Here is a 23,606-nt window from a genome sequence, read left to right as displayed (position 1 = left end):
TTTCGTCTGGCCGTTCACTCGCCCAGCGCACGCCGGCGGTCCTCGAGGTACGCGACGACACCGAGGACGTTGACCACCGGTACCGCCGCCGCGTGGACCCACGTCAGGTCCGGGTCGTCCGGTCGCCGTCTGACGTCGAGGTAGACGCCGGCGGGGATGAGAATCTCGACGAGGACAAAGGTGAAGGCAGCGAGGCGTATCGAGACCGAGTACGTCGCGGCGAACGACGAGCGACCGGTGAGACTGAGGCCCAGTAGGAGCAAGAAGAGCGAGAGCGCCACGAGTTCGGGGACGACGAGTGCGAGCAGCAGTTGTCGTTCCTCGGCGGCCATCAGAAGAACCCGTACTCGTCGACGAGCCGGTCGAACAGGGCTTCGTACTCCTCTCGGACGGCGTCGTGGTCGAACTCGGCCCACGATTCGTCGACGTGCTTGCGCTCGAAGTCGGCCGAGTCGACGATACGGGCGGCGATCTCCTGTGGGTTCGTGACCCGGAAGGCCCGGTCGCGCTGTTCGATGAGTTCGTGGGCGCTGGACTCGGCCTGGTACTCGACGATGCCGAGACAGCCACAGGCCATCGCCCACAGCAGGTCGGTGGCGAAGTACTCCCGGAAGGCCGTCTGGACGAAGACGTGAGCCCCCTTGTAGATGGAGACGCGCTGTTCGCGGTCACACGCCCCGACGAACTCGACGCGGTCGTCGATGCGGAGGTCCGCAGCCTCCTGTTCGTACGCCTCGCGTTCGGGGCCGTCGCCGATGACCGTCGCCGACCAGTCCTTCTGTCGGAGTTCCGCCAGTCCGAGGAAGAGCGCGTTGATGTTGGCGCTCTCGTCCAGCGGGTGGGCGTAGACGACGTCGACCGTGTCGGCTGGTTCGACCTCGCGCACGAGGTCCATGTCGATGCTCTCGGGCAGCACGGTCGTCCGGTCGTCGGACGCCCCGCGTTCCCGGAGCGTGGTCCGGACGAGCTCCGAGGGCGTGACGAGGCAGTCCGGTTTCTTGAGTGCGGACTTCGTCGCCCGGCCCTCGGGCAGGGACTCGTCGCCGAACCAGTCGACGACGAGGGGTGCCCTGGCGAGAGTGCCACCGGCACTGGCGGCCAGCACGACGGAGGGCGGTTCCGGGATCGCGTAGACGACGTCGGGGCGAAACCGGGCCAGCAACGCGGGCAGGCGCGTACAGAACGACGGCACGGTCGGCGAGACGGTGACCGCCCGGTAGGTCACTGACCCGGGCGTGAACCGGCTGTCGTAGCCGCCCCACCACTGCGAACAGAAGACGGAGACGTCGTGGCCCGCCTCGGCGAGGTCGGTTGCGACCCGTTCGACGCGCTCGCGGCCGGTCGTCTCCCGGTAGTGACTCGTCTCCATGGCGACGACCGCGATTCGCATACTGGTCGCGACGGTACCGTCCGGCAAAAATCCCCCCGTTCGCCGCAAACTGTTTTGCCCGTGCCACCCCTTCGAGGTGTCGTGTACGAGTACGACCTCGAACGCTACCTGAACGTCCGCAGCGCCTACGGGGCCTCCATCTCGTCGGACGGGACGCTGTCGTTCCTGATGGACACGACCGGCGTGGGCCAGGTCTGGACGCTCGACGACCCGCTCGGGTGGCCCGAACAGCGGACCTTCTTCGACGAACCGGTCGGGTTCGTCGACTACGCCCCCGAGCGCGACGAACTCGTCTTCGGCATGGACGAGGGTGGCAACGAGCGCGCCCAGCTGTACCGCCTCGACAGCCAGAACCGAATCACGAACCTCACCGCCCACCCCGACGCGAAACACCGCTGGGGCGGCTGGCGACACGACGGGGAGGCCTTCGCCTTCGCCTCGAACCGCCGGAGTGAAGCCGTCTTCGACGTCTACGTCCAGCGCCGCGACGTGACAGGGACCGACGCCGAACTGATTTTCGAGGGTGACGGCTGGCTCTCTGTCGGCGGGTGGTCGCCCGACGACACCCACCTCGTCGTGAGCGAGGCGTACTCCAGTTTCGACCAGGACCTCTACGCCCTCGACGTCGAAAGTGGCGACCTGACCCACCTCACCCCACACGAGGGGGACGTCCGCTACCTCAGCGCGTCGTGGGCCCCCGACGGCGAGAGTCTCTACCTGGTCACCGACGAGGGGAGCGACCGGCTGTATCTCGCCCGACTCGGCCTCGATGGGACGCTGGAGACGGTCCGCGAGGACGGCGAGTGGAACATCGACGGCGTCGCACTGGACCACGACACGGGGCGCATCGCCTTCTCGCGCAACGTCGACGGCTACAACGAGCTGACCATCGGTGAACTGACCGGGCCGGCGACTATCGACGCCTTCCCCACGCCGGACCTGCCGGGCGGGCTGGCCGGCGGCGTCGCGTGGGGCCCGGACGCCGAGCGGTTCGCGCTCAGCGTCACGGGCCGGACGGTGAACACGAACCTCTTCGTGGTCGAGACGGAGACCGGCGCGGCCGAGCGCTGGACGGCCGCCTCGACGGCCGGCATCCCACAGGAGACGTTCGTCGAACCCGAGGTGGTCCGCTTCGAGTCGTTCGACGGCCGCGAGATTCCCGCGCTGTTCTCGCTCCCGAGCGACGTCCCCGAGGACGGGGACACGCCGGTCATCGTCGACATCCACGGCGGTCCCGAGAGCCAGCGCCGGCCCTCCTTCGCGGGACTGACTCAGTACTTCCTCTCGCGTGGCTACGCCGTCTTCGAGCCGAACGTCCGCGGGTCGACCGGCTACGGGAAGGCCTACACCCACCTGGACGACGTCGAGAAGCGGATGGACTCGGTGAAGGACCTCCGGGCCGGCGTCGACTGGTTGCACGCTCACCCGGCGGTCGACGACGACCGAATCGTCGCAATGGGCGGGTCCTACGGCGGGTTCATGGTCCTCGCGGCGCTCACCGAGTACCCGGACCTGTGGGCGGCCGGCGTCGACGTCGTCGGCATCGCGAACTTCGTCACCTTCCTCGAGAACACCGGCGAGTGGCGCCGGGAACTCCGCGAGGCCGAGTACGGGTCGCTCGACGAGGACCGCGAGTTCCTCGAGTCCATCTCGCCGCTCAACAACGCCGACCGCATCACGGCACCCCTATTCGTCCTCCACGGCGCGAACGACCCCCGCGTTCCGGTCGGCGAAGCCGAACAGATCGCCGCGGAAGCCGAGTCGCACGGCGTCCCGGTCGAGAGACTCATCTTCGAGAACGAGGGACACGGTATCAGCAAGCGCGAGAACCGCATCGAAGCCTACTCGCGCGTCGTGGCGTTCCTGGACGAGCACGTCTGAGCGGTGGCCGTAACCAGCGGGAGTTATACGGAGTACCCGACCCGGCCGTGTAAACCGCACGACACAATCGGGATGATGACTACGTAACGCGCAGTCGACGGGTGTCTCCGAGTAACAGATATGAAAATAATGAACGACTTTATACAAGCGGCCGCCGACCACTGTGTATGACAAGCGTTGGGGGGACGCGAGAGGACATCCAGGACCGGTTGGCACGCCTGGAACAGGACTACGGCTCTGTCACGGTGAACCAGACCACCTACGAGGTCGAGGACGACCGCTATCGGCGCGTGGCCGGTGGAACGGATGGTGAGGACGCAGCCGTCCACGTCCTGGTCAGCAACGAGGCCGACGACGTGCTCGTCCGCGAGGGACAGCGCGGGTGGACGATTCCACAGGGTCTGATCGAGAGCACCGAGACGCCGGAGGCCGCGGCGGAACGAATCGTCCAGGAGAACGCCGGCGTCGACTGTACCATCGAGGACGTCGACAGCGCGACCATCACTGGGTACCGCAACAGCGACGACCCGTCGGCGGAGACGGTCTACCAGCTGCGTATCGTGTTCACCGCAGATATCGACGACCCATCGCCCGCCGACACCGAGCAGGTCCGGTGGGACGACGAACCGTCGCTGGCCGAGATCGAGTCGGTCAGATAACGCCGGTCACCGTCGCCGCCTCCATCGCCGCCTCCTCGCTCATCCCGTCGCCGAGAATCGTGTAGCGGTCCCGAATCTCGTGGGCCGTCGTCAGTGCCTCGATGACGGTCTCGTCGTCGATACCCAGCTCTGACGCCGTCGTCGGGGCGCCGATTGCGGCGAGCGCGTCGCGGACGTCGCGCCACCGGCCACGTGGTCCGGTGTGGAGGTACTCGGTCATGACAGCGCCGACGCCGACCTGGTGGCCGTGCAGGGCAGACCCCGGCGCGATGCGGTCCAGCTGGTGTGAGAAGAGGTGTTCGGCTCCGCTCGCGGGCCGGGACGAGCCCGCGATGGACATCGCGACGCCGGAGGAGACCAGCGCCTTCACCACGATCCAGGACGACTCTTCGAGGCCTTTCTTGATGGAGTCCGCGCTCTCGACGAGCATCTCGGCGGTCATCTGTGCGAGCGCGCCGGCGTACTCGGAGTAGGGGACGTTCTTCAGCCGGTGGGCCAGCTCGTAGTCCCGGACGGCGGTGAAGTTCGAGATGATGTCGGCACACCCCGCCGTCGTGAGGCGCCACGGGGCCTGCGAGAGAATCTCCGTATCCGCGACCACGGCGAGCGGGGGTTCGGCGGCGACGCTGTGGCGGGTATCGCCCTCCGGGACCGACCCCCGGCCGGAGACGATACCGTCGTGGCTGGCCGCCGTCGGCACCGAGACGAAGCCCAGGCCCAGGTCGTCGGCGGCCATCTTCGTGATGTCGATGGCCTTCCCGCCGCCGACACCGATCATGAAGCCCGCATCGACCGCCTCGGCGTGGCTGATGACCTGCTGGACGGCGGCGAACGTGGCTTCGTCGATAACCATCTCGGCGGGGTCGTAGCCCGCGTCGCGGAACTGTGCGACGACCCGCTCGCCGGCCACCTCGTAGGGAGTGGGCGAGGAGACGACCAGCGGCGTTCCGCTGAGGTGGAGTTCGGTGACGGCGTCGATGGTCTGGTCCAGGACGCCGTGGCCCACCACGACGTTTCGCGGCAGGCGAATCCAGGTGGTCTTGTCGAACATACACCCTCTCGTCCCTGGGGGTGCAAAATGGTTTGTCCTGGCCGCGTGCTGGGGTAGCAGGTATTGATTCAGAGAGCCAGAAAGCCCCACTATGCCGGCTGACCGTTCGGCTTCAGGTGGGACTGAAAGGGGCCGGTCTCTCAGCGAGCCGCGGGAGCTGAGAGGCTGGGGGCATTCTGGCTCTGCATGGTACCCGTTGCTAAAGGAAACACGGCCGCCCTCGCATGCCTCACTCGGCGAGGGCGTCCAGCACGTCGCGCTCGATGGCTCGGTCCGGGCCGTACTCCCGTCCGGTACGGTCGTTCTCGCGATGTTCCGCGACGGTGCGGTCGAGCGCCGTCTCGTGGTCGGTGGAAGACCATCCCAGGTCGCGCAGTTTCGCGACCGACAGCAGGTGGGGCGGGTCGCGGTAGACGGGGAAGTCCTCGGGGGCGAGTCCAGCGCGGGCGAGGTCGCGTTCGCTGGCGCCGACGGTCTCGACGCTCGTCCCGCAGGTCGCCGCGAGCAGGTCGACCCACTGGCCGAGCGTCGGGGCGTGCTCGTCGCCCACGTTGTACGCCTCGCCGGCCGTCCCCGACTCGGCGACGACGCGCAGGGCGCTGGCGACGTCCTCGACGTAGGCCATCTGCCAGAGGCTCAGGCCGTCGCCGGGGACGACGACGCGGTCGAACGACTGCACCCGGTCGACCCAGTAGGCGAAGCGCTCGGTGTAGTCGTACGGCCCGTAGACGACGGTCGGACGGACGCTCATCGCCCGCACGCCGTCGGCCGCGGCCGCAAAGACCGCCCTGTCGCCCTCGGCTTTGCGGGGACCGTAGGTCTCGCGGCTGTCGGTCGTCGCCTGCTCGTCGGTACAGGACGCGAGCGCCGTGTCGCCCTCGCGTTTAGGTACCCGTTCTGCGCCGTACGCTGCGCCACTGGAGACATAGACGTAGGCGTCGACGTCGGCGAAGACGTCGGTGGCGACCCGCACGTCCTTCGGAAAGTACGCCACGCAGTCGACGACGACGTCGGGGTCGACTCGACGACGGGCGGCTTCGAGCGTCTCACGGTCGCGACGGTCGCCCTCCACGTGGTCGACAGCGGGGTCGTCAGCGAACGGGTTCTCGTGGCGGCCGCGATTGAGTATCGTCACGTCGTAGTCTGCGTCCAGGAACTCCGCGACGGTGTGCCGGCCGATGAACCGGGTCCCGCCGACGACGAGGGCACGCTCCATACCCGTATCTGGGACGGGGCGGACAAAACGGTCGGGGACCTCAGTCGAGGTACTCGCGGCTGCCGAGTCGCCACCGGACCTGTCGGAGGGCGATACCGAGGAGCTTGCCCGGCCCCTTCGGGAAGTTGTCGAGCTGTTCGACGATACCGAGCGCGTCGGCGAGTATCCACGCCTCGGCGATGCGGCCGTCCTCGATGCGGTAGTGGCCGAACTGGGGAACCTCGAAGGGCCGCCCGGTCGGGGCAATCTCGCGGCCTTTCATCCGAACCGGGCCGACGTTCCGCCCGCTGGCCGTGACGTACGCCGCGATTTCGCCGTCGGCGCTCACCGACCGTTCGACCCGGATGTCGAGGTCGGTGAACGTCCCCTCGTTGTCTCCGGTCGCGTCGACGATTGCCGACCGGCCCGTCCGCGTTATTGGCCACCGTGGCTCGTGGAGGACACAGTCCTCGGTCACGAGGTCGGCGACCGCTTCGGCGTCACCGCCGACGAACGCCGTCAGGAACGCCTCGACGAGCGCTTCGTCGGACTGTCCGGTCGCTGACCCACTGTCTACTGCTGCCATGAGTCGTCACCAACGAGAAACTACGGTGTGTGTTAGCATAACACTTACTCAGGAGTGGACACTGAAGCGGGCCGAACCCACACGACGTCGCTGCCGTCAAAAAACGGGGTCCGCGCCTCAGTCGTCGCTCGAAGCGGCGAACTCCGCCTCAGTCGCCTCGGCGACCTTCGAGGCGGCCTTGGGCGGTTCGTTGCGGACGTCGTCGCGCTCGCGGTCGGAGATGACCTCGGCGTAGGCGTCGGGCATCACCTTCGTGAAGTTCTCGAGCTCGGCGTCCCAGTTCTCGAGCATCCCGGCGGCCAGCGCCGAGTCGGTGTAGGCCGCGTGGTTCTCGACGAGTCGGGTGACCATCTGCCGGTCCTTGCCCTCGAGGGATGCTTCCAGTGAGACCATCCCAGTGTTGCACTTCTCGGCGAAGGTGCCGTCGGGGTCGTAGACGTAGGCGACGCCGCCGGACATCCCGGCCGCGAAGTTCTTGCCCGTGTCCCCGAGGACGACGATAGCCCCGCCGGTCATGTACTCACAGCCGTGGTCGCCGACGCCCTCGACGACGCCCTTGACGCCGGAGTTGCGCACCGCGAAGCGCTCGCCGGCCATCCCGTTGACGTAGATCTCGCCCTGGGTCGCGCCGTAGAGCGCGACGTTGCCGATGACGATGTTCTCGCTGGGGTCGTAGGGGGCGGCTTTGGGCGTCTTCAACAGGAGCTTCCCGCCGGAGAGGCCCTTGCCGACGTAGTCGTTGGCGGTGCCGGTGAGGTCCATCGTCACGCCGCTGGCGAGGAACGCGCCGAACGACTGGCCGGCCGTCCCGTCGAAGTCGATGTGGACGGTGTCGTCGGGCAGTCCCTGGCCGCCGAATTTTCGGCTGATGCGGTTCGAGAGGGTGGCACCCACCGCACGGTCGACGCTGTTGATGTCGGCGTCGACGACGACCGGTTCCTTGTTCTCCATGGCCGGTTGTGCGGCCTCGAGCAGGTCCCAGTCGAGCTGTTCGTCGACGTCGTGGTCCTGTTCCTGTTGCTTGTAGCGGCCGTCGTTGTCGGCCGGTTCGGCGATGACCGCCGAGAGGTCGAGCTTCTTCGCCTTCGGCTGGGTGACGTCGTCGCGCTGTTCGAGCACGCCGACGCGGCCGATCATCTCCTCAACCGTCTCGAAGCCGAGTTCGGCCATTATCTCGCGCAGTTCCTGGGCGACGAACGTCATGTAGTTGATGACGTGCTGCGGTTCGCCCGGGAAGCGGCTGCGGAGGTTCTCGTTCTGGGTCGCGACGCCGACCGGACAGGTGTTCTCGTGGCACTGTCGGGCCATCACACAGCCGGAGGTGACCATCGAGGCGGTCCCGAAGGTGTAGCCCTCGGCGCCGAACAGCGCGGCGACGGCCACGTCGCGGCCGGTCTTCATCCCGCCGTCGGTGGTAATCTTGATGCGCGAGCGCAGGCCCGTCGCGCGGAGCATCTGGTTGGCTTCCGCGACGCCCAGCTCCCACGGGAGGCCCGCGTTCTTGATGGATGTCTTGGGCGAGGCTCCGGTACCGCCGTCGTGGCCCGAGATGTGGACCACGTCGGCGTTGGCCTTCGCGACGCCGGCCGCGATGGTGCCGATGCCGTCCTCGGCGACCAGTTTGACGTTGATGTCGGCCTCCGGATTACTGGCCTTGAGGTCGTGGATGAGCTGTTTCAGGTCCTCGATGGAGTAGATGTCGTGCAGTGGTGGCGGGGAGATGAGACCGACGCCGGGCGTCGCGTAGCGGACGTGGGCGATCATCTCGTTGACCTTCTTGCCGGGGAGGTGGCCGCCTTCGCCGGGCTTGGAGCCCTGGGCCATCTTGATCTGGAGCTCGTCGGCGGCCGCGAGGTAATCGGAGGTGACCCCGAACCGACCGGAGGCGACCTGCTTGGTCGTACACTCCTTCTCGGTGTGGAACCGCTCGGGCGGTTCGCCGCCCTCGCCGGTGTTGGCGTTGCCGCCCAGCCGGTTCATCGCGATGGCGTTGTTCTCGTGCATCTCCGGCGACAGCGAGCCGAGCGACATCGCCGCCGTCTCGAAGCGTTGGACGATATCCTCGACCGGCTCGACGTCCTCGATCGGAATCGACTCGCGGTCGGAGTCGAGTTCGAGCAGGCCACGCAGGGTCTGGAGCTGCTCGTTCTGGTCGTTGACCAGCTCGGCGAACTCCTTGTAGATGTCGTAGTCGCCCATGCGGACGGCCTGCTGTATCTTGCCGACCGTGTTGGGGTTCCACTGGTGGTGGATGCCGTTCGAGCGGAACTCGTACTCGCCCTGGCGGGGGATGTCGGGTTCCTCCTCGCTCCAGGCGATCTCGTGGCGCTGCAGCAGGTCCTCCTCGATGTCCTCGATACCGATACCCTCCGTTCGGCAGGTCGTGCCCTCGAAGTACTCGGCGATGAAATCGGAGGAGAGGCCGACGGCCTCGAAGATCTGTGCGCCCTGGTAGGATTCGACGGTCGAGATGCCCATCTTGGCCATCGTCTTCAGCAGGCCGTCCTCGACGGCCGTGATGTAGGCGTCGATGGCGTCGGGCAGGTCCGCGCCGTCCGGGCCGGCGACGAGGTCCTCGATGGTCTGGTAGGAGAGGTAGGGGTTGACCGCACCGGCGCCGTAGCCGATGAGCGTCGCGAAGTGGTGGACTGCACGCGGGTCCGCGGACTCGATCACGAGGCCGACGTGGTTTCGAAGGCCGTTGCGGACGAGGTGGTGGTGGATGCCACCGACCGCGAGCAGCGACGGGATGGGGACGCGGTCGTCGCCGGCAGCGCGGTCCGAGAGGACGATGATGTCGTGTTCTTTGGCGGCCGCGTCGGCCTCGGCACGGGCGTCCTCGACGGCTTCGCGCAGGTCACCGCCCTTCTCGTAGGTGATGTCGACGACCTTCGTCGACATGCCGTTCTCGTCGATGCCCTTGATGGCGTCCAGTTCCTCGTCGGTGAGGATGGGCGAGTCGAGCACGAGCTGTCGAGCGTGGGCCTGACTCTCGTCGAGCAGGTTGCGCTGGTAGCCCAGTCGGGACTCCAGCGAGGTGACCAGTTCCTCACGGATGTAGTCCAGCGGCGGGTTCGTGACCTGGGCGAACAGCTGCTTGAAGTAGGTAAAGAGCGGCCGGTTGAACTGCGAGAGCACCGACAGCGGCGTGTCGTCGCCCATCGACCCGACGGGGTCTTTCCCCTTCTCGGCCATGGGCTCAATGAGGTGGTCGACCTCGTCGTAGGTGTAGCCGTACATCGCCTGGTAGCTGCGCAGGCGGTCGACGGAGTGCTGTGGGGAGTTGTCCTTCCGGTCCGTGATGTCGGCGATGTCGACCTGCTCCTGGGCGACCCACTCGCCGTACTTCTCGTCGGAAATGTCCTCGAACACTTCGGCGTCCGGAATGACGCGGCCCTCCTCGGGGTCGGCCAGGAAACACTGACCGGGCTGGAGGCGGCCGCGTTCGGTGATCTCGCTGGCGTCGTGGTCCAGCGCGCCGGCCTCGGAGGACATCACGAGCGTGTTGTCTTCGAGGATGTCGTAGCGACACGGGCGCAGGCCGTTACGGTCCAGCACGGCGCCGATGCGTTCGCCGTCCGTCGCCGCGACGAGCGCGGGGCCGTCCCACGGTTCGACGAGCGAGGCGTGGTAGTCGTAGAAGTCCTGGCGGTCGCCCGTGACCTCGTTCATCTCACCGCGCCACGCCTCGGGGATGAGCATCCGGAGCGCGTGCGGGAGGTCACGACCGCCCTGCAGGAGGAGTTCGAGCGCGTTGTCGACGCTCGCAGTGTCTGACTGTTCGGGGTCGTCGATGATGGGTTTGACCGCGTCGATGTCACCCTCGAAGGTATCGCTCGCGATGTCCGTCTCGCGGGCGCGCATCCAGTTGATGTTCCCTTGGATGGTGTTGAACTCGCCGTTGTGGATGATGCGACGGTAGGGGTGTGCGAGGTGCCACGCGCCGAGCGTGTTCGTCGAGAAGCGGGCGTGGACCATCGCGAACGAGGACTGCATCCGCTCGTCGTTCAGCTCGGGGTAGTACTCCGGGAGCTGCTCGGCCAGCAGCAGACCCTTGTAGACGACGATGTCGGTGGCCAGCGAGACGACGTAGAACCGCTCGTGGCCCTCAGGCTGCTCGGCTTCGACTGTGTTCTCAAGGACACGACGGCCGACGTAGAGCTGGTTCTCGAAGGCGTCGCCGGTCTTGCCGGTCGCAGAGGTGACGAAACACTGGACGACGGCGGGCTCCGAATCGAGCGCTGTCTGTCCGAGGTCCGAGTTGTCAGTCGGGACGTCGCGCCAGGCGACGACCTCGAGGCCCTCGGCGGCGAGTTCCGACTCCACGAGGTCCCGGAGGTCCGCTGCCGCGTCCGCATCCTGTGGCAGAAAGAGCGTCCCGACGGCGTAGTCGCCCCGAGCGGGCAGGTCGGCGTCGACTTCGTCGACGAAGAAATCGTGGGGCATCTGCAGCATGATTCCGGCCCCGTCGCCGGTGTTCTTCTCTGCACCGGTCGTCCCTCTGTGTTCCAGGTTCTCGAGCAGCTCGAGCCCGTCCGATACTACCCAGTGGTCGCTGTCGCCGTCGAGGTCCATTACCACCCCGACACCGCAGTTCGACCGCGCGTCAGTTGGGTCCGCGAGCCCGGCCTCACTCGCAGACTCGCCAGTATATCGCTCAACCATGTAGCGATTTCTTTCGACTACTGGTATAAGAGACTGTCCCTCAAAGGCTAAGGGCCTGTTTATGCCAAACTAGGATGTTTAAGGTGTATTGAGAGATATATAATGTCTATGATGATTGTTCCTGAAGAGTATCGCCGACCGGATAACAGTCCCTCGTGGGAATCTGAACGATTGTCGAGACAACATGAAACCGCCTACAGTCTGCCGGTTGTATGACCGGAGTCTGACGGCCATTTATATACACCGGTGTCCGAGTCCATCACGGGGGCACGGAGAAAACGTCACACGCTCCCTCCCCAAAGCTTTTCAGACCGTTCGATACCGCCGGGGGCCGTAACATCTAACATCGGGACGGCGGTGGGATACCGTATGCTCGCGGACCGAACGACCGTCGCACGGTTCAGCCTTCCAACGGAGGCGTTTCCACCCGGTGCGGTGTTCGAGACGTGGCCCGACGCACGGATCGAGCTCGACCGGTTCGTACCGAGCAGCGGGTCGACGATGCCGTACTTCTGGGTGTACGGGGTTGACGCGGCGTCGGTCCAGTCGCTCCTGGCGGCGCGGCCGGAGTTCGAGTCGGTCACGGTGGCCGACGACCTCGACGACAGGGCGCTGTTCCGGGCCGAGTGGAGCCCGCGGTCGCTCGGACTGTTCCACTCTATCCTGGAATCCAACGTCACGATAATCTCGGGCGTGGGGACGGCCGACGGCTGGACGTTCGAACTCCGTGGGACCGGTCGAGCGGCGATTGCCGGGTTCATGGAGCGCTGCCACGAGTACGACGTCCCCGCCTCGCTGACCCGTATCGGCGACATCTCCGAGGAACCGACCAGTCCCGACGGGGTCCTGACCGAGGAACAGCAGGAAGCGCTCCTGTTGGCGTTCGCCGAGGGGTACTACGAGGAGCCGCGTGAGACCGACCTGAAGTCGCTCTCCGCCGCCGTCGGTATCTCCCGGCAGGCGTTCTCGTCCCGCCTCAGACGGGCCTACAGGAACTTCATCGAGGCCACGCTCGTCGAGAGTAGCGACACGAGTATATAAACGACTTACACAGGTAAGAGCGAGTCTGAACAGGGATAGCGGCGTAGAGTACTCTGACGATGGAACGATTTTCGAGGGATGAAACGGCAGCAACGTGGTACGAGCTCACTGACGGCCAGACGCGCAGCGACGGTGTCGTCAGGGCAGTCTCTGCCGTCACGGGACTCCTTCCAGCCGTCCCGCTAGACGGCGACGCTGGGAGCGACGACGTCATGGACCCGCTGGCGAGCGTCATCGACCCCGACGCACTCGACAATCTCTTCGAGCGCAGTGACGACGGAGCGGTCACGAGCATCACGTTCAGCTATCACGGCCTGTCCGTGACAGTCGACGCTTCGGGCATAATCCGGGTCTCACCGGACGAGGCGACCGCGGAGTCGCCGACCCGGACCCGGGTTCCCGCGCCCGAGTGCCTGCGAGAGACAGCCGGTCAGTAGCTCTTCGCGAAGTACGCCGTCTCTTCTGCGTCCTCGCCACAGATGGCACACTCGTCGTGGATGGGCTCTTCGTCACGGTCCAGCGGAACCATCACGATTTCGGCAGCGATGGCCTCCTTGATGGGGTCCTCACAGGCCTCGTCGCCGCACCAGCCGGCTTTCACGTAGCCGCCGTGCTGGCCGATGGTGCCCAGAATCTCCTCGCGGGACTCCGCCTCTCGAATCTCTCCTTCGAGGGTATCTTCCGCACTCGCGTACAGTTTGGCGTGGACGGTGTCGAGGTGGTCGGCGACGGTGTCGGCGATAGCCTCGCGGTCGACGGTGGCGTTCTCGCCGTCGGGTCGGTGGACCAGTGTGGCCTCCCCATCCTCGACCTCGTGGGGGCCGACCTCGATGCGCAGCGGAATCCCGTTGAGCTCGTGTTCGTTGTACTTGAAGCCGGGATTGCGGTGCTCGCGGTCGTCGAGTTCGACGCGGATACCGGCTTCCTCCAGTTCCGCAGCGAGGTCCGCCGAGTACTCGAGAATCTCGTCTTTGGTGTCCTCCTGCCAGATGGGGACGACGACGACCTGCGTCTCGGCGAGCGCCGGGGGTAAGACGAGCCCCTGGTCGTCGGAGTGGGTCATGATGAGCGCACCCATCGCCCGCCAGGAGAGCCCCCAGGAGGTCGTGTGCGCGACCGTCTCGTCCTCGTCCTCGTCGACGTAGGTGATGTCGAACGCCTCGGCGAAGGAGGTCCCCAGGTAGTGCGACGTCGCCCCCTGGACGGTCTTGCCGTCGGGCATCAGCGCCTCGACGGTCGTCGTCGTGTGTGCGCCGGGGAACTTGTCGTGGGGGGGCTTGCGACCCTCCATAACCGGCATCGCCAGGACGTCCTCGTAGAGTCGCCGGTACTGGCCCAGGCGGGTCATCGTCTCGTCCCACGCCCCGTCCATGTCCGCGTGGGCGGTGTGGCCCTCCTGCCAGAGGAACTCCTTCGTGCGGAAGAACGGCTTGGTCTCTGTGGCCTCCCACCGGACGACCGAACACCACTGGTTCAGTCGCAGCGGCAGGTCGCGGTGCGAACGGGTCCACTGCGCCATGAACGGTGCGATGATGGACTCGCTGGTGGGGCGGACCGCCAGCCGCTCTTCGAGTTCCTCGTGGCCGCCGTGAGTGACCCACGCCACCTCGGGGTCGAACCCCTCGACGATGTCCTTCTCCCGTTCGAGGTACGACTCGGGGATGAACATCGGGAAGTAGGCGTTCGTGACGCCGGTGTCCTTGAACCAGCCGTCGAGGTGGTCCTGCAGCCGCTCCCAGATGGCGTAGCCCCGAGGGCGCGTGACGATGAACCCGCCCATGGGGGCGTAGTCCGCCAGGCCGGCCTTCTGGACGACCTCGGCGTACCACTCGCCGGGTGAATGCTCCTTGCTCTCCGTGATACCGAGTTCCTGCTCGCCGCTCATTGTCGGAGTCTGGCCGGTGCCGGTAATAAACTCCCCGGAGGGACGTCAGGCGCCGATGGTCGTCAGCGACGCCACGGCGTCGGCGACGTGCTGGTCCATGTGGGCCCCGAGGAACGCCGGGGTCGGGTCGACGTCCACGGCGTAGCAGTCGTCCCCGTCGGCGACGAAGTCGACAGCGAGCGCCCGCGCGCCGACACGGTCGAGCAGCTCGCGGACCCGCGTCGCCAACCCGACGTCGACGTCGGCGTCGGCGACCACGTCGTCGAACCCCGTGAGCGCCGAGCGGACGGTCACGGTCCGGACGTGCGTCTCGCGGCCGTCGTCGACCGCGTAGTATCGGTGGCAGACCGGGTCGGCGTCGACCCGACGCTGGAAGAAGGTCTCGGCAGTGTCCCACCGGTATCGCGCCCGCTTGATGTACGCTGCGGGCCGGGACGGCGCGTCGGTCCGGACCTCCGGCACCGGACAGCCGACGCGTTCGAGGGCGCCGAGCGCGACCAGCCGACAGGCGAGGGCCGTCGTCGGGACGAAGCCGTTCAGCGTCTCGACGCCGACCCGGTCTGCGTACCGCAGCGCGTCGAACGCCGTCCGCCCGAGACGGGCCCCGGCCAGGGCTGCACAGGCGTCGATGGCGTCGCGTGGAATCGGGTCCGTGGGGTCGAGGAACCGGACCTCGAAGCCGCGCGCTGCGAGCCGTTCGGCGACGGGCCAGAACACGGGGTGAGTCGGCTCACAGACGAACCCGATGCGGTCCATAGCTGGGGGACGAAGGGCATCCTCAAAAAGGCCAGCCAGAACCGAACGAGTGAGGTGTGTCGAGCCCCGAACGTCGGTATGGATTGGCCGCTTCACCTCGGCGTCCACGTCGGCGGCCTGCACGCGGACTTCGCCGTCGTGCTCGCCCTGTCGGCCGTGGCGACGGTGACGCTGTGCGCCCTGGGCGTGGCTGCCTACCGGCGGCGGCAGTCGCGGGCGTATCTGCTCGTCGTCCTCGCGCTCGCTGCGCTCGTGGCGCGACCGTTGGTCGGGGTTCTGTCGGCGGCCGCCGTCGTCTCGCCCGAGACGCATCACCTGCTCGAACACGCCATCGACGCCGTCGTCGTCGTCCTCGTGCTCGGCGCCGTCTACTACGCTCGCAGCGTCGAGCGGCGCCTGGAGGGGGACGCGTGACCCGCACTCGCGCCCGCATCGACCGGTACATCGAGGCGAACCCCGGCGTCCACTTCCGGGAGCTGACTCGGGCGCTCGACCTCGCGACCGGGCAGGTCCAGTACCACCTGAAGCGGCTCGACTCGGTCACCGAACAGCGGTGCAACGGCCGCACCCACTACTATCCGGCGGGATACGGCCCGTGGGAGCGGCGGGCGCTAGCGTATCTCAGACGCGAGACGGCACGGGACGTCGTCGTCCACCTGCTCGCGGCGGAGACGGCGTCGCCGGCCGCGGTGGCCGACGAGCTGGGCATCGCCCGGAGCACGCTCGAACATCACCTCGACGGGCTCGTGGCGGCCGGCGTCGTCGCGAAGCGACGGGACGGCAACCGGGTCCGACTCTCGCTGCGTCGGCCGGCGGCGACGGCGGCGTTGCTCCGGACCGTCGAGCCGTCGCTCCCCGAGCGGCTCACCGACCGCTTCGAGCGCCTGCTCGACCACTTCCTCGAGGGCCCCTGACGCACGGATTTCGAGGGGTGTACCACAACCACCATGGAGGGCCAGTCCCTAGCGACGGCGATGACTGGACGCGGGATCTCTCGACGCGAGTTCGCGAAGAGCGCCGTCGCCATCGGCGGTGTGTCGGCGCTCGCCGCCTGTCTCGACCGGAGCAGCGGCGGGACGGTGCCAGCGGGCATCGACGACCCGGCGAACCTCCCCGACCGACAGCACGCCTGGGACGACGCGCTTGCGACCGACGACGCCGGCAACCCCCAGATGCCGAACCACCACGTGTTGCTCCTGCTCGACTACACGGGCGACGGAGCGCCGACCGAGGCCCACCGGACGCAGGTCGAAGCGGCCCTGCGCTCGCTCGAACGCGCCTACGAGTGGAGCAACGAGGGGCTGCTGTTCACCCTGGCGTACGGCCCGGCGTACTTCGACCGCTTCGACAGTGGCCCGGCCGGCGTCGACCTTCCCACCCCCGAAGCGCTGGCTCCGTTCGAGGACCCCGAGCCGGACACACCCGACGCGCTGCTCCACCTCGCGAGCGACGACGAACGCGTCGTCCTCGAGGCCGAGGAGGCGCTGAAGGGGACCACCGACACCGCGAACGACCACGAGATGGACGGGTCGTTCGACGGCGTCTTCGAGACGGCGGCGCGCCGGACGGGCTTCATCGGTGCGGGACTCCCGGCCGAGAACCAGGACGTCGACGGCATCCCGGACTCCGAACCGGTGCCGGAGGACGCTCCGCTGTTCATGGGCTTCAAATCCGGGTTCAAGCGGAACCAGGCCTCGGAGGACCGCGTGACCATCGAAGCGGGTCCCTTCGCGGGCGGGTCGACCGCACACCTCTCGTTCATCCGGTTGCAGCTCCAGCAGTGGTACGAACAGGACTCACGCGACCAGCGCGTCTCGAAGATGTTCTGTCCGGCCCACGCCGCCGAGGGGAAGGTCGAGGGCGTCGGCGAGAACCTCGGCACCGACAGCGGTATCGACGAGTGCCCCGAGGACGTCGTCGAGAGCAGCCGCCGCGAGGGCGTCGTCGGTCACGCACAGAAGCTCTCCGGCGCAAGAGAGGAGAACAGCCCTCGCATCCTCCGTCGGGACTTCGACTCGACCGACGGCGGCGAGGCGGGCGTACACTTCCTCTCGCTCCAGCAGTCCATCGCCGACTTCGTCGAGACGCGCCGGGCGATGAACGGCACCGACGTCTCGGAGAACTCCGCGGTCGGCCAGCGCGTCAACAACGGCATCCTCCAGTACATGCGCGTCGAGCGCCGCGGGAACTACCTGCTGCCGCCCCGGTCGCTGCGGGCGCTGCCACCGGCTGACCCGACGCAGTGACCGACGCCGGAACCCGCTACAGTCGGCCGTTTTCGCCCGCTGTACCAGAACCGTCTTTCACGGGAGACTGTTAGGGACGCGCATGAACCGACGACAGTTCCTCGCCGGTGCCGGCGTCACCGGCGCGTCGCTGCTGGCGGGCTGTGGGGCACTGAGCACGCAGTCGACACGGGCCCCGCCGCTCGTCGAAGACCGCCCCGACGCCACCTACCGCCCCACGCACAGAGAAGGGATGGGGATGGCCGGAATGGCCCAGGCCGGCGACTACATGGTCGGCCTGACCTACTCGTACCCACACCGCTTCTGGACGGTGACCGGCACCACCGCCGAGCAGGTCGACATCCGCGAGGCGGACAGCCTCCACCTGATGGCGAGCGTCTGGGACCCCGAGAGCGGGATGGTGCTGCCCGTCTCAGCCGGCGTCTCCATCGCGGTCGAACGGGACGGCGAGACGGTCGCCGACAAGCAGCCGTGGCCGATGGTCTCGCAGAACATGGGCTTTCACTACGGCGACAACTACGCGCTGGACGGCGAGGGCGTCTACCAGATCTCGGTCCGTGTCGAGGGCATGAACGAACGTCGCCTGGGGGCGTTCGAGGGCCGCTTCGGGGACGCCGGCGAGGCGACCGTCGAGTTCGACTTCGCGGAGTCGGCGCTGCAGAGCCTCGCCTACGAAGAGTTCCCCGAGACCCAGGGTGAGCGGGCCGCGCTCGACCTGATGCAGATGGACATGATACCGACCTCGCGGGCCCCGGAGGCGTCGGCGCTGCCCGGAACGCTGCTCGGAACCAGCGCGGGCGCCGACGAGACTTACGCCGCGAGTTGGCTGCGGGACGCCCCATTCCTCGGCGACGGCGAGTCCTACCTCGCCGTATCGGTCCGCACGCCCTACAATCGCGTGCCGCTCCCGATGATGTCGCTCGGCGGCGCCGTCGAGGCGGACGGCGAGACGGTCTTCGATGACGCGCTGACCGCGGCGATTCACCCCGACATCGGCTATCACTACGGTGCCGTGGTGGCCTCGACGGCGGCCGAGCCGTCGGTCACCGTCGACGTCATCGCCCCGCCGCAGGTCTCCAGACACGAGGGCTACGAGACGGCGTTCCTCGGGACGCCCTCACTCTCCTTCTAGACGGAAGGGACTCTCCTGCTCCTGCCACGGCCAGCCTGGGAGTCTGGTCTGGGCGCCCGCCGCCAGCGCCGCGTCGAGGTCGTCGGCGCCGGCCGCGTCGTCGGCATCGCCGTGCGTTCGGACGTCTGCGACGTGGAAGGTGGCCTCCGCCAGCAGCCGTAGCGGTTGGTCGCCGGCGACCATCCCGGCGAGTTCCCGGCCAAGCAGCTCGTCGACGACGAACCCCGGATAGTCGCCCTCGACATCCAGGTCGCGGAGCAATCGCGAGAGCGTGGCGACGTTGACCGCCCGGTCGCCGTCCGCGAACACCGCCGCGACGGTCTCGTCGTACTGGGTGTCTGAGATGTGAGCGACGTCCACGTCGAACTGCTCGCCCAGGTGGTCGCGGGTGTCGTTGACCAGCGGAACGACGACCGAGCGCCGCTCGCGAATCCACTCGTACTCCTCGCGGACGACGGCGGGTGTGACGCGCATGACGGGAACTCCGTAGTGCGAAGTCTTTTATATTGTGAAGGGAATACCTGGATTAGAGGCCGGTTTTCCGGACGTGTTTCCCTGTCCGGAGACAACTCGATATACAACTGTATGACATCCGTAGACAGCGTTCATCCCGCAGGTTTCGGGCCCAGCGACGGCGACGGTGGGGCCCGCCTGTCGACGACAGCGACCCGTTCTGACTCATGAGTACGGTAGACCAGCAGCTCGAAGAGGTGAAGGCAACGATAGACGACGTCGTCCCACGGCGAATCTCCGTGTCGGACGTGACCTACGAGGGGCCCGAACTCGTCATCTACACACAGGACCCCAAGGAGTTCGCCGCGGACGCCGAGCTCGTCCGCCAGCTCGCGTCGAAGCTCCGGAAGCGCATCACGGTCCGCCCGGACCCCGGCGTCCTGACACCGCCGGAGACCGCCGAGGCGGCCATCCGGGACATCGTCTCGGACGACGCCGGCGTGACCGACATCGACTTCGACAGGGAGACCGGCGAGGTCCGCATCGAGGCCCGGAACCCGGGCGTCGTCATCGGCCGCGGCGGCGAGACGCGCCGGGAGATTACCGCCGAGGTCGGGTGGACGCCGGACGTCGTCCGGAGCGCCCCCATCGAGTCGGCGACGGTCGACAACGTCCGGAGCTTCCTCGGGCAGGAACGCGAGGAACGCCGGACCATCCTGGAGCGCGTCGGCCGCCAGATCCACCGCGAGCCGATGTCCGACGACGAGTGGGTCCGCATCACCTCGCTTGGCTGCTGTCGCGAGGTCGGCCGCGCCGCCTTCGTCATCTCGACGCCCAACACGCGAATCCTGGTCGATTGCGGCGAGAAACCGGGCGCGAGCGGCGAGACGCCGTACCTCGACGTGCCCGAAGCGCTCGGGTCCGGCGCGTCGACCATCGACGCCGTCGTCCTGACCCACGCTCACTTAGACCACTCCGCGCTGGTGCCTCTGCTGTACGAACGGGGGTACGACGGCCCCATCTACTGTACCGAACCGACCCGTGACCTGCTGGGGCTGTTGACGCTGGAGTACATCGACAGCGCGAACGCGGACGGGCGGACGCCGCCGTACGGGTCGGAGATGGTCCGCGAGGCCATCAAGCACACCATCACGCTGGACTACGGCGACGTGACCGACATCGCGCCGGACGTCAAGCTGACGCTGCACAACGCGGGCCACGTCCTGGGCAGCTCCGTCGTCCACTTCCACGTCGGCGAGGGGCTGTACAACGTCGCGTTCTCCGGCGACATCCACTACAGCGACACCCGACTGCTCGACGGGGCGGTCAACCAGTTCCCGCGCGTCGAGACGCTCGTCCTGGAGTCGACGTACGGCGGCCGCAACGACTACCAGACCGACCAGGGCGACTCGGAGCGGAAATTCAAACAGGTCGTGCGCGACACCGCCGAGCGCGGCGGGACCGTCCTCGTGCCGACGAACCCCGTGGGCCGGGCACAGGAGGTCATGCTGGTCCTGGCGGAGGCGATGCGGGAGGGCGACATCCCCGAGCTCCCCATCTACCTCGACGGGATGGTGTGGGAGGCGACGGCCGTCCACACGACCTATCCCGACTTCCTTCGCGACAACCTGGAGGACCGTATCTTCGACGTGGAGTCGAACCCCTTCCTGGCCGACCAGTTCCAGCCGTTCGACGGCGACGACGACGAACGGAAATCGATAGCGGACGGCGAGGCAGCTGTCGTCATCGCCCCGTCGGGGATGCTCGACCGCGGCCCGGTGCTGTCGTGGCTCGAACACGTCGGCCCGGACCCGGACTCGGCGTTGACCTTCCTCGACTACCAGGCGAAGGGGACGGCCGGGCGCCGCGTCCAGAACGGGCAGTCGGAGGTCCCGACGCGCGACGGGAGCCGCGAGCGCATCGACGTCCAGCTGCGCGTCGAGACCATCGACGGGTTCTCGGGCCACGCCGACCGGCAGGGCCTCGAGAACTTCGTCAACACGATGAGCCCGCAGCCGGAGAAGGTGCTCTGCGTCCACGGCGACGAGTCCGCGATTCAGGACCTCTCGTCGGGACTGTACCACGAGTACAACCTGCGGACCTTCGCGCCGGAGAACCTAGAGACGTTCCGCTTCCGGTAGTCGACGGCAGACTTTTGCTGTCGTCGGTAGTGGAGAGACCATGCGCCTCTCGACCGGTATCGACACCATCGACCGGACACTGGGTGGCGGCCTCCAGCCCGGGAGCATCGTCGCGCTCCTCGCACCGCCGGAGGCCCAGTCCCTGCCCGTCCTCTGTGCCCACACGGGACTGCGACCGACACACTACTTCACGACGCTTCGGACCGTCGACAGCGTCCAGCGCCAGCTCGCCCAGCAGGACCTCGACCCGAAGCTCAGGCGGGTCGAGCACGTCGACCTGGACGACGCGCTCGCGACCATCGACGCCGGGCTCGAACAGCTCGAGGACGGTGACGACGTCGTCGTCGACGTAGTCGACCCGCTCGAACGGACGGCGTCGATGGCGGCGTACCTCGACCTGCTCAACGCGCTCTCGCGCCGACTGGCGGAGACGGGTGGCGTCGGGATGCTCCACTGTCTGGAGTCCGGTCGTGAAGCCGAGTCGCCGAACCGCGAGCTCACGCTGTCCGTGGCCGACCACGTCTGGCGCCTCGAACCGCGACGGGAGGGGGCGCGGTCGCTGACGTACTACCTGGAGATTCCGAAAGCCAACGGACTCCCGCTGGACGAGAACGACCGGGTGCAGGAACTGGACGTCGGCTCGTCGGTCCAGGTCGACCGGACGCGGGACTACTGACCATCGCCAGCGGGGTCGTGCCATAGAGGTTTTCACGCGGCCGCCCGTGCGCGCCGGTATGGAGTACACACGACTCGGCAACACGGGGACGCGCGTCTCGCAACTCTGTTTCGGCACGTGGCGGTTCGGCCGCGAAGCCGGCGACATCGTCGAGACGGACCGGCAAGAGGCCCACGAACTGCTGGACGCCGCCTGGGAGCGGGGCATCAACTTCATCGACACGGCCAACGTCTACGGGACGCCCAACGGCACCAGCGAGGCGTACATCGGCGAGTGGCTCGAAGAGTACGACCGCGAGGACTTCGTCCTCGCCTCGAAGGTGTACTTCCCCTTCGACGGCCGGGGCGAACCCGGCCCGAACGACCACGGCCTCGGGCGCAAGCACATCCGCGCCCAGATCGAGGGGACGCTGGAACGCCTCGGTACCGACTACCTCGACCTCTACTACATCCACCGCTGGGACGACGAGAGCGACATCGTCGAGACGATGCGGACGCTGAACGACCTGGTCCGGGAGGGGAAAGTCCACTATCTGGGCGCGTCGACGATGGCCGCCTGGCAACTCACGAAGGCGCTCTGGACGAGCGACGTCGAGGGCCTCGAGCGCTTCGACGTGACACAGCCCCTGTTCCACGCGGGCTATCGCGACGACGTCAAGGACTACCTCGACGTCTGTGCCGACCAGGACATCGCGGTCTGTCCCTACTCGCCGCTTGCCGGCGGGTTCCTCACCGGGAAGTACGAGCGCGCAGACCCCGACGACCCCAAGGCCTTCGAGGGGCCGGAGGGGGCCCGTGGCGACATCTACGACTCCTTCCAGGACTACTACCTCTCGGAGCGCGGGTGGCACGTACTGGCGGAGATCGAGGCCATCGCCGAGGACCTCGACGCGACGCCGGCACAGGTGGCGCTGCGCTGGCTCATCGAGCAACCGGACCTCACCTGCGTGCCCATCGTCGGCGCCCGGACCGTCGACCAGCTGGACGAGAACGTCGGGGCCGTCGACCTCTCGCTGTCGGACGACCAGTTCAACCGCATCGTCAGTGCCCGGTACGCCGACGACGGCGAGCGATGGGGCCACCGGCAGTAAGCCGACCGTACCGGGTATACAGTCAGTGACCTTTTACCAATAGCCGAGGGACTACGGACAATGGCGACGCTCGCGGAGTTCACCATCGACTACGGGGCGTTCCCATTCGACGCCGTCTTCGAGTCGTTCCAGGACGCGACCATCGAGATAGAGCGGCTGATTCCAACGGGGGACGCTATCTTGCCGTACATCTGGGTCAGCGGACCGGAGGGCGAGCAGGCCCGCGAGAGCCTCACGGCGGCGGCCGCCCTGGCGGACGTCGACGTCATCGACCAGGTCGGCGACCGCTCGCTGCTCCGGTGTGAGTACGTCACGACCTACGAGGGCGTCCTGGGGGCCATCATCGAGACGGGCGTCTCCTTGCTCTCGGCGAACGGGACGATTCAGGGCTGGACGGTCCAGGTCCGCGGCATCGAACCGGGCGCCATCGCCAAGTTCGACAGGGCGTGTCGGGACCTGGGTATCGACCTCACGCTGACGGAACTGCACGAGCTGTCCGCCAGCGGCGACTACGAACCAGCCGAACTGACCGCGGCCCAGCGAGAGGCCCTGCTGCTGGCCTACGAGCTGGGGTTCTTCGACGAGCCGCGGACCGCAACGCTGGAGGACGTCGCGGCCGAACTCGGCATCTCGCGACAGGCCGTCGCGAACCGACTGCGGCGTGGCCACCGGGCTCTCATCCGCGAGATGTTGTCCGAAACCGGATGACTCGCCCGGGTTCCGTATTTAAACGAGTTACATAGTCAACCGCATCTGGCA

At 67.5% G+C, this 23,606-nt stretch carries 21 protein-coding genes; 12 read left to right on the top strand and 9 right to left on the bottom strand.

What is annotated here, in order from left to right; genetic code table 11:
- Positions 1 to 14: 14 nt before the first annotated feature.
- On the bottom strand, positions 15 to 332 hold the full coding sequence (locus tag P1L41_RS07660; protein ID WP_276298270.1) for a hypothetical protein: 318 nt from the start codon (positions 330 to 332) through the stop codon (positions 15 to 17).
- Positions 332 to 1,390: a glycosyltransferase gene (locus P1L41_RS07655; RefSeq protein ID WP_276298269.1), complete on the bottom strand. Its 1,059-nt coding sequence runs from the start codon at positions 1,388 to 1,390 to the stop codon at positions 332 to 334. The genes P1L41_RS07660 and P1L41_RS07655 overlap by 1 nt, the downstream gene beginning before the upstream one ends.
- Before the next feature lie 81 nt (positions 1,391 to 1,471).
- On the opposite strand from P1L41_RS07655, the gene P1L41_RS07650 reads away from it, so the two are divergent.
- Positions 1,472 to 3,271: a S9 family peptidase gene (locus P1L41_RS07650; RefSeq protein ID WP_276298268.1), complete on the top strand. Its 1,800-nt coding sequence runs from the start codon at positions 1,472 to 1,474 to the stop codon at positions 3,269 to 3,271.
- A 167-nt stretch (positions 3,272 to 3,438) separates the two neighbouring features.
- Positions 3,439 to 3,930, top strand: a complete 492-nt coding sequence (locus tag P1L41_RS07645) for an NUDIX hydrolase (RefSeq protein WP_276298267.1) — start codon at positions 3,439 to 3,441, stop codon at positions 3,928 to 3,930.
- Here the strand turns inward: P1L41_RS07645 and P1L41_RS07640 are convergent.
- The 4 genes from P1L41_RS07640 to gltB form a co-directional block, all read right to left on the bottom strand.
- Positions 3,923 to 4,981, bottom strand: a complete 1,059-nt coding sequence (locus tag P1L41_RS07640; RefSeq protein WP_276298266.1) for an NAD(P)-dependent glycerol-1-phosphate dehydrogenase — start codon at positions 4,979 to 4,981, stop codon at positions 3,923 to 3,925. The genes P1L41_RS07645 and P1L41_RS07640 overlap by 8 nt on opposite strands.
- Before the next feature lie 229 nt (positions 4,982 to 5,210).
- Positions 5,211 to 6,197 (bottom strand): NAD-dependent epimerase/dehydratase family protein, encoded by a 987-nt coding sequence (locus P1L41_RS07635; RefSeq protein WP_276298265.1) that lies wholly within the window; start codon positions 6,195 to 6,197, stop codon positions 5,211 to 5,213.
- Positions 6,198 to 6,237: 40 nt separating this feature from the next.
- Complete coding sequence (locus P1L41_RS07630) at positions 6,238 to 6,762, bottom strand: ester cyclase (protein WP_276298264.1); 525 nt, start codon at positions 6,760 to 6,762, stop codon at positions 6,238 to 6,240.
- 117 nt (positions 6,763 to 6,879) lie between these two features.
- Entirely contained in the window at positions 6,880 to 11,427 is a 4,548-nt protein-coding gene (gene gltB, locus P1L41_RS07625; protein ID WP_276298263.1) for a glutamate synthase large subunit, read from the bottom strand.
- A gap of 369 nt (positions 11,428 to 11,796) precedes the next feature.
- Here gltB and P1L41_RS07620 point away from each other — a divergent pair, with 369 nt between their 5' ends.
- Positions 11,797 to 12,468 carry a helix-turn-helix domain-containing protein gene (locus P1L41_RS07620; protein ID WP_276298262.1) on the top strand — a complete coding sequence of 224 codons (672 nt, stop codon included), beginning with the start codon at positions 11,797 to 11,799 and terminating at the stop codon, positions 12,466 to 12,468.
- A 59-nt stretch (positions 12,469 to 12,527) separates the two neighbouring features.
- A complete protein-coding gene (locus P1L41_RS07615) occupies positions 12,528 to 12,905 on the top strand; it encodes a HalOD1 output domain-containing protein (RefSeq protein WP_276298261.1) in 378 nt (125 codons plus the stop codon).
- Here P1L41_RS07615 and proS read toward each other — a convergent pair.
- Together proS and P1L41_RS07605 are read right to left on the bottom strand one after the other, a co-directional pair.
- Positions 12,899 to 14,353, bottom strand: coding sequence for a proline--tRNA ligase (gene proS / locus P1L41_RS07610; RefSeq protein WP_276298260.1), 1,455 nt, complete (start codon positions 14,351 to 14,353; stop codon positions 12,899 to 12,901). The two genes, P1L41_RS07615 and proS, sit on opposite strands and share 7 nt — an antisense overlap.
- 45 nt (positions 14,354 to 14,398) lie before the next feature.
- A complete protein-coding gene (locus P1L41_RS07605; RefSeq protein ID WP_276298259.1) occupies positions 14,399 to 15,109 on the bottom strand; it encodes a hypothetical protein in 711 nt (236 codons plus the stop codon).
- A 78-nt stretch (positions 15,110 to 15,187) separates the two neighbouring features.
- On the opposite strand from P1L41_RS07605, the gene P1L41_RS07600 reads away from it, so the two are divergent.
- The 4 genes from P1L41_RS07600 to P1L41_RS07585 all read left to right on the top strand — a co-directional run bounded on the left by P1L41_RS07600 (position 15,188) and on the right by P1L41_RS07585 (position 18,487).
- Positions 15,188 to 15,523, top strand: a complete 336-nt coding sequence (locus P1L41_RS07600) for a DUF7471 family protein (RefSeq protein ID WP_276298258.1) — start codon at positions 15,188 to 15,190, stop codon at positions 15,521 to 15,523.
- Positions 15,520 to 16,023: a winged helix-turn-helix transcriptional regulator gene (locus P1L41_RS07595; RefSeq protein ID WP_276298257.1), complete on the top strand. Its 504-nt coding sequence runs from the start codon at positions 15,520 to 15,522 to the stop codon at positions 16,021 to 16,023. The genes P1L41_RS07600 and P1L41_RS07595 overlap by 4 nt, the downstream gene beginning before the upstream one ends.
- Positions 16,024 to 16,083: 60 nt before the next feature.
- The gene (locus P1L41_RS07590) at positions 16,084 to 17,355 is read left to right on the top strand and encodes a DUF7405 family protein (protein ID WP_276298256.1); all 1,272 of its coding nucleotides are present in this window, start codon (positions 16,084 to 16,086) and stop codon (positions 17,353 to 17,355) included.
- 82 nt (positions 17,356 to 17,437) lie between these two features.
- Positions 17,438 to 18,487 carry a DUF7350 domain-containing protein gene (locus P1L41_RS07585; RefSeq protein WP_276298255.1) on the top strand — a complete coding sequence of 350 codons (1,050 nt, stop codon included), beginning with the start codon at positions 17,438 to 17,440 and terminating at the stop codon, positions 18,485 to 18,487.
- Here the strand turns inward: P1L41_RS07585 and P1L41_RS07580 are convergent.
- Positions 18,473 to 18,961 (bottom strand): DUF7984 family protein, encoded by a 489-nt coding sequence (locus P1L41_RS07580; RefSeq protein ID WP_276298254.1) that lies wholly within the window; start codon positions 18,959 to 18,961, stop codon positions 18,473 to 18,475. The two genes, P1L41_RS07585 and P1L41_RS07580, sit on opposite strands and share 15 nt — an antisense overlap.
- Positions 18,962 to 19,167: 206 nt before the next feature.
- Between P1L41_RS07580 and P1L41_RS07575 the strand changes: the two genes are divergently transcribed.
- The 4 genes from P1L41_RS07575 to P1L41_RS07560 are packed head-to-tail and all read left to right on the top strand — an operon-like array spanning position 19,168 to position 23,555.
- Positions 19,168 to 21,081, top strand: a complete 1,914-nt coding sequence (locus P1L41_RS07575; RefSeq protein WP_276298253.1) for a beta-CASP ribonuclease aCPSF1 — start codon at positions 19,168 to 19,170, stop codon at positions 21,079 to 21,081.
- A gap of 40 nt (positions 21,082 to 21,121) precedes the next feature.
- Complete coding sequence (locus P1L41_RS07570) at positions 21,122 to 21,757, top strand: DUF7125 family protein (RefSeq protein ID WP_276298252.1); 636 nt, start codon at positions 21,122 to 21,124, stop codon at positions 21,755 to 21,757.
- A 58-nt stretch (positions 21,758 to 21,815) separates the two neighbouring features.
- On the top strand, positions 21,816 to 22,847 hold the full coding sequence (locus P1L41_RS07565; RefSeq protein ID WP_276298251.1) for an aldo/keto reductase: 1,032 nt from the start codon (positions 21,816 to 21,818) through the stop codon (positions 22,845 to 22,847).
- Positions 22,848 to 22,907: 60 nt separating this feature from the next.
- Positions 22,908 to 23,555 (top strand): helix-turn-helix domain-containing protein, encoded by a 648-nt coding sequence (locus P1L41_RS07560; protein ID WP_276298250.1) that lies wholly within the window; start codon positions 22,908 to 22,910, stop codon positions 23,553 to 23,555.
- The last annotated feature ends 51 nt before the right edge of the window (positions 23,556 to 23,606 follow it).

Source organism: Haloarcula ordinaria, from assembly GCF_029338275.1.
GTDB classification, from domain to species: Archaea; Halobacteriota; Halobacteria; order Halobacteriales; family Haloarculaceae; genus Haloarcula; species Haloarcula ordinaria.
This window is presented reverse-complemented; position numbering and strand designations above follow the sequence as displayed.

What these genes read in the sequence shown, in the direction of transcription:
- P1L41_RS07640 (WP_276298266.1), bottom strand. Translation starts at nt 4,981, where the DNA reads ATGTTCGACAAGACCACCTGGATTCGCCTGCCGCGAAACGTCGTGGTG.
- P1L41_RS07590 (WP_276298256.1), top strand. Translation starts at nt 16,084, where the DNA reads ATGACTGGACGCGGGATCTCTCGACGCGAGTTCGCGAAGAGCGCCGTC.
- P1L41_RS07620 (WP_276298262.1), top strand. Translation starts at nt 11,797, where the DNA reads ATGCTCGCGGACCGAACGACCGTCGCACGGTTCAGCCTTCCAACGGAG.
- gltB (WP_276298263.1), bottom strand. Translation starts at nt 11,427, where the DNA reads ATGGTTGAGCGATATACTGGCGAGTCTGCGAGTGAGGCCGGGCTCGCG.
- P1L41_RS07560 (WP_276298250.1), top strand. Translation starts at nt 22,908, where the DNA reads ATGGCGACGCTCGCGGAGTTCACCATCGACTACGGGGCGTTCCCATTC.
- P1L41_RS07630 (WP_276298264.1), bottom strand. Translation starts at nt 6,762, where the DNA reads ATGGCAGCAGTAGACAGTGGGTCAGCGACCGGACAGTCCGACGAAGCG.
- P1L41_RS07605 (WP_276298259.1), bottom strand. Translation starts at nt 15,109, where the DNA reads ATGGACCGCATCGGGTTCGTCTGTGAGCCGACTCACCCCGTGTTCTGG.
- P1L41_RS07645 (WP_276298267.1), top strand. Translation starts at nt 3,439, where the DNA reads ATGACAAGCGTTGGGGGGACGCGAGAGGACATCCAGGACCGGTTGGCA.
- P1L41_RS07660 (WP_276298270.1), bottom strand. Translation starts at nt 332, where the DNA reads ATGGCCGCCGAGGAACGACAACTGCTGCTCGCACTCGTCGTCCCCGAA.
- P1L41_RS07570 (WP_276298252.1), top strand. Translation starts at nt 21,122, where the DNA reads ATGCGCCTCTCGACCGGTATCGACACCATCGACCGGACACTGGGTGGC.
- P1L41_RS07575 (WP_276298253.1), top strand. Translation starts at nt 19,168, where the DNA reads ATGAGTACGGTAGACCAGCAGCTCGAAGAGGTGAAGGCAACGATAGAC.
- proS (WP_276298260.1), bottom strand. Translation starts at nt 14,353, where the DNA reads ATGAGCGGCGAGCAGGAACTCGGTATCACGGAGAGCAAGGAGCATTCA.
- P1L41_RS07580 (WP_276298254.1), bottom strand. Translation starts at nt 18,961, where the DNA reads ATGCGCGTCACACCCGCCGTCGTCCGCGAGGAGTACGAGTGGATTCGC.
- P1L41_RS07615 (WP_276298261.1), top strand. Translation starts at nt 12,528, where the DNA reads ATGGAACGATTTTCGAGGGATGAAACGGCAGCAACGTGGTACGAGCTC.
- P1L41_RS07600 (WP_276298258.1), top strand. Translation starts at nt 15,188, where the DNA reads ATGGATTGGCCGCTTCACCTCGGCGTCCACGTCGGCGGCCTGCACGCG.
- P1L41_RS07655 (WP_276298269.1), bottom strand. Translation starts at nt 1,390, where the DNA reads ATGCGAATCGCGGTCGTCGCCATGGAGACGAGTCACTACCGGGAGACG.
- P1L41_RS07565 (WP_276298251.1), top strand. Translation starts at nt 21,816, where the DNA reads ATGGAGTACACACGACTCGGCAACACGGGGACGCGCGTCTCGCAACTC.
- P1L41_RS07585 (WP_276298255.1), top strand. Translation starts at nt 17,438, where the DNA reads ATGAACCGACGACAGTTCCTCGCCGGTGCCGGCGTCACCGGCGCGTCG.
- P1L41_RS07635 (WP_276298265.1), bottom strand. Translation starts at nt 6,197, where the DNA reads ATGGAGCGTGCCCTCGTCGTCGGCGGGACCCGGTTCATCGGCCGGCAC.